The following is a 1,036-nucleotide window of genomic DNA, read 5'->3' as shown; positions in this document are numbered from 1 at the left end:
CCGTGTGGGGTAGCCGTAGCGAAAGCGAGTCTGAATAGGGCGATTGAGTCGCGTGGTCTAGACCCGAAGCGGAGTGATCTACCCATGGCCAGGCTGAAGCGTCGGTAAGACGACGTGGAGGGCCGAACCCACTTAGGTTGAAAACTGAGGGGATGAGCTGTGGGTAGGGGTGAAAGGCCAATCAAACTCCGTGATAGCTGGTTCTCCCCGAAATGCATTTAGGTGCAGCGTCACATGTTTCTCCACGGGGGTAGAGCTACTGGATGGTCTAGGGGCCTTACCGGGTTACCGAAATCAACCAAACTCCGAATACCGTGGTGTGAGAGTGTGGCAGTGAGACGGCGGGGGATAAGCTTCGTCGTCGAGAGGGAAACAGCCCAGAACACCAGCTAAGGCCCCTAAGTGTGTGCTCAGTGGGAAAGGATGTGGGATTGCCCAGACAACCAGGAGGTTGGCTTAGAAGCAGCCACCCTTGAAAGAGTGCGTAATAGCTCACTGGTCAAGTGGTCCTGCGCCGACAATGTAGCGGGGCTTAAGCACACCGCCGAAGCTGTGTCATTGACACATATAGATCGGCGTTCTCCTTGCGGGGACGTCTAGTCGTGTTGATGGGTAGGGGAGCGTCCTGCATCCAGGGAAGCGGCGGCGGAAGCCAGTCGTGGAGGGTGTGGGAGTGAGAATGCAGGCATGAGTAGCGAATGCAGAGTGAGAAACTCTGCCGCCGGATGACCAAGGGTTCCTGGGCCAGGCTAATCCGCCCAGGGTAAGTCGGGACCTAAGGCGAGGCCGACAGGCGTAGTCGATGGATAACGGGTTGATATTCCCGTACCCGAGCACGTGCGCCCAGGATGAGGCGGTTGATACTAACCACCCGAAGCGCCATCCAAGACCCTTCGGGGTGGAGGGTGGTTGTGGAGCGTGGGATCTGATTCCGTAGTAGTCGAGTGATGGGGTGACGCAGGAAGGTAGCTCCGCCAGTGAGTGGTAGTACTGGTGTAAGCGTGTAGACCGAGTGGTAGGCAAATCCGCCGCTCAT

1 rRNA gene is annotated in these 1,036 nt (G+C 57.6%); it reads left to right on the top strand.

What is annotated here, in order from left to right:
• Positions 1-1,036: ribosomal RNA gene (locus tag ACFVM3_RS41920) — 23S ribosomal RNA — on the top strand; the annotation flags it as partial.

The organism is Amycolatopsis sp. NPDC057786 (genome assembly GCF_042797905.1).
Classification (GTDB): domain Bacteria; phylum Actinomycetota; class Actinomycetes; order Mycobacteriales; family Pseudonocardiaceae; genus Amycolatopsis.
Note: the sequence above shows the minus strand (reverse complement) of the source record. Positions and strands in the feature narration are given on the sequence as shown.